Origin of the sequence: Curtobacterium sp. A7_M15, assembly GCF_030705415.1 — a bacterium.
Lineage (GTDB): Bacteria > Actinomycetota > Actinomycetes > Actinomycetales > Microbacteriaceae > Curtobacterium.
Genome location: NZ_JAUZED010000187.1, coordinates 1 through 3472, shown reverse-complemented (window position 1 = coordinate 3472; position 3472 = coordinate 1). Strand labels below are relative to the sequence as shown.

Annotated in this window: 3 protein-coding genes; 2 read left to right on the top strand and 1 reads right to left on the bottom strand. The window is 69.4% G+C overall.

Annotated elements, in window-relative coordinates:
- Positions 1-56 precede the first annotated feature (56 nt).
- A complete protein-coding gene (locus tag Q7F20_RS18125; RefSeq protein ID WP_305741453.1) occupies positions 57-1745 on the bottom strand; it encodes a sodium:proton antiporter in 1689 nt (562 codons plus the stop codon).
- Positions 1746-1861: 116 nt separating this feature from the next.
- Here Q7F20_RS18125 and Q7F20_RS18120 point away from each other — a divergent pair, with 116 nt between their 5' ends.
- Together Q7F20_RS18120 and Q7F20_RS18115 are read left to right on the top strand one after the other, a co-directional pair.
- Positions 1862-3118: an inorganic phosphate transporter gene (locus Q7F20_RS18120; RefSeq protein ID WP_305741452.1), complete on the top strand. Its 1257-nt coding sequence runs from the start codon at positions 1862-1864 to the stop codon at positions 3116-3118.
- Entirely contained in the window at positions 3118-3414 is a 297-nt protein-coding gene (locus Q7F20_RS18115) for a hypothetical protein (RefSeq protein ID WP_305741451.1), read from the top strand. Before Q7F20_RS18120 ends, Q7F20_RS18115 begins: the two co-directional genes overlap by 1 nt.
- Positions 3415-3472: the final 58 nt, after the last annotated feature.

The following is a 3472-nucleotide window of genomic DNA, read 5'->3' as shown; positions in this document are numbered from 1 at the left end:
GCGCCCGCGTCCGCCGCCCCCGCCCGCGCCCGCCGGCCCGCGCCCGCCGTCGCCCGTCAGGAGCGACTGCGCGACGCCTGCGCCGAGTCCATCGCGAGTTCCTCGGCGTCGAGGGTCACGAGCACGCGGCGCATGACCTCCTCGTCGAGGTTCCCCTTCTCGCGTTCCTCGAGCACGATCTCGCGTCGGCGGTCGAGCAGCTCTCGCCGGATGTCCTGGATCTGCGCACCGCGCAGGCGGACCGGGGCGTTGCGCTCCTCGTCCTCCTCTTCCTCGGCGTCGCGGCGGAACGTCTCCGCCTGACGCTCGAGCCGCGCCTTCAGCCGGTTCACGACGGTACCGACCGCCTCGTCGCCGTACTGCTTCGCCCAGTCGGGGCGTCGCTTCTCGAGCAGCTCGATCGCGGCTTCGGTCGTGCGCTGGTTCAGGCGCATCTCACTGCGGACGTCCTCGTCGTCCTCGCTGGGGTCCTGCACCTTGAGCGCACGGATGACGAAGGGCAGCGTGAGGCCCTGGAGCAGGAGGGTCCCCACCGTCACGATGAACGCGATGATGAAGATCGTGTCCTGCGCCTTGATGTCGACGGGGTTCGCCACGACCGACACCGCGGCGGCGAGCGTCACCACGCCGCGCATGCCGGTCCACGAGATGACGGTCAGCTCACGCCAGTTGAGCTTCGGTTCCGCCGAGCCGCGCATCCACCGCAGGGAGGGGTGGCCGCGGGACAGTCGGATCCGCAGCGGTCGGAGCCACCTCCCGTTGAAGCGGTTGCGCACGTACGACTCGAACACGAAGAGCGGCCGCACGAGGATCACCACGACGAGCACCACGGCCGCGGCGGTCAGGGTCTGCCCGAGGCTGCGCTCGCTCTTGACCAGGTCCTGCACCACCGTGTTGAGCTGGAGCCCGATGAGGGCGAAGACGAACCCCTCGAGGATCACGTCGATGCTCGTCCAGAGCGGACGCTCCTGCAGGCGAGTCGCGTAGCCCTCCTTCGGCGAGTTGTAGCCGATGTAGAGGCCGGCGGTCACGACCGCGATCACCCCGGAGCCGGAGAGGTCCTCGGCGAGGATGTACGCGACGAACGGGAGCAGGATGCTCATGATCGTCTCGACCACGGGGTCGTTGATGCGCATCCGGATCCAGTGCACGAGGACGCCGAGCACGATGCCGACCGCCAGTCCGACGCCGATGGCGAGCCCGAAGATCCCGAGGTCCTGCCAGATCGTCAGGGAGGTCCCGGCCGCGATCAGGGTGAACACCCGCACCAGCGTCAGGGATGCCGCGTCGTTGATGAGGCTCTCGCCGGACAGCACCGTCATCACGCGACGGGGGAGTCCGAGCTTGCGGCCGATCGCCGCCGCGGACACCGCGTCCGGCGGTGCGACGATCGCGCCGAGCAGGATCGCCGCGGGCCAGTCCATGTCCGGGATGATGATGTACGCCGCGAGCCCGACCGCCAGCGCCGTGATGATCACGAGGAAGATGCCGAGGCGCCGGATCTGCTTGATCGACTGGCGGAAGCTCTGCCACGAGACGTCGAGCGCTGCCGAGTAGAGCAGCGGCGGCAGGATGAGCGTCAGGATGACCTCGGAGTCGATCTCGATCGGCGGCAGCCCGGGCAGGAACGATGCGGCCAGGGCGACGGCCGTCACGAGCAGGGGAGCCGGCAGTCCCTTCGCGCGGGCGAACCCGGTCACCGCGAGCGATCCGATCAGCAGGATGAGGAGCTCGACGGTGTCCATGCCGTCCATTCTCCCATCGGAATGGTTCCGATCCTGAACGAGTCCGAAGGCGACATGAACGGCAGGTGTCCAGCAGGGTTTGCCAGGTGGCGTCCCGCCTGGGACACTTGCCCGCGGTGGACATCACACTCATAGTCGTCCTGGTCATCGCGTTGGCCCTCTTCTTCGACTTCACAAACGGTTTTCACGACACCGCCAACGCGATGGCGACACCGATCGCCACCGGCGCGATGAAGCCCAAGGTGGCCGTCACGGTCGCCGCGGTGCTCAACCTCGTCGGTGCGTTCCTCAGCACCGCGGTGGCGACGTCGATCTCGCACGGCCTCATCAACGAAGGTCCCGGGGGCGTGGCGATCACGCCGGAGATGATCTTCGCCGGGCTCATCGGCGCGGTGGTCTGGAACATGATCACGTGGCTGCGCGGTCTGCCGTCGTCGTCCTCGCACGCGCTGTTCGGCGGCCTGATCGGTGCCGCGATCGTCGGCGCCGGGTTCGACGCCGTCAACTACGCGGCCCTGCTGACGGTCGTGATCATCCCCGCGTTCCTCTCGCCGGTGATCGCGGCGCTGGTGTCGTTCCTCTCCACCCGGATCGCCTACCGGATCACCCGTCGTCCGGTCTTCCCGAACGAGCGTGGCGGCTTCCGCATCGGCCAGGTCTTCACGAGCTCGATGGTGTCGCTCGCGCACGGGACGAACGACGCGCAGAAGACGATGGGCGTCATCACGCTGACGCTCATCGCCTCGGGGGCGCAGTCGTCCGAGCAGGGCGTGCAGTTCTGGGTCGTCATCGCCTGCGCCCTCGCGATCGCCCTCGGCACGTACACCGGCGGGTGGCGCATCATCCGCACGCTCGGCTCGGGCATCACCGAGATCCGAGCGACCCAGGGCTTCGCCGCCGAGGCATCGACCGCGGCCACGATCCTCGCCTCGAGCCACCTCGGGTTCGCGCTGTCCACCACGCAGGTGTCCTCCGGCTCGATCATCGGTGCCGGTCTCGGTCGCCGCGGGTCGAAGATCCAGTGGTCGACGGCGGGCAAGATCGTGATCGCCTGGTTCATCACCCTCCCGGCCGCCGCTGCCGTCGGTGCGGTGGCGTCCGGCATCGCCCGCCTCGGCGTCACGGGGCTCGTCATCGACGCGGTCGTCGGTGCCGCGGTGATCCTCGGCCTGTACCTGTGGTCGCTCCGCAAGCCGCACGAGCAGGCCGCGGCGATCGAGGTGGACGTCGCCGCCAACGCGGTGTTCACCCGCAAGGAGCTGCGTGACATGCAGCGCAAGAAGCGCGCCGAGACCGTCGCCGCGCGTCGAGCCGAGCTGAGCCGCGAGCGCACGCTGCGCCGCATGGCCGGTCGCAAGGGAGGACGACGCTGATGGGGATCGACTGGGCCGCCTTCCTGACGGTGGCGATCGTGTCGCTCGTCGGCGCGTGCTTCGTGGTCACCGTCTACTCGATCGGCCTGCGCTTCTGGAGCGCCGCCGACACCCGCGCCGGCAAGTTCACCGTGAAGGACGACGGCACGATCGGTCCGGCGACGGTCGGGTTCCCGCACCCCTCGAACGTCACGACCGCCGTGCGCTGGTACCGGTCGCTGTCCATCGCGTGCTTCGTCGTCTCCGGCGCCGCCGTCCTCTACGGCATCTACCTGATCGTCCCGCAGTTCCACTGACGGCGCGCCCTGGGCGCGACCGTCTGACGGCCTGGAGGCGCGGTGCCGGCCCGCACCG

Excerpts from the sequence above, each read along its gene's own strand:
- Q7F20_RS18125 (WP_305741453.1), bottom strand. The coding sequence starts at position 1,745 with ATGGACACCGTCGAGCTCCTCATCCTGCTGATCGGATCGCTCGCGGTG.
- Q7F20_RS18115 (WP_305741451.1), top strand. The coding sequence starts at position 3,118 with ATGGGGATCGACTGGGCCGCCTTCCTGACGGTGGCGATCGTGTCGCTC.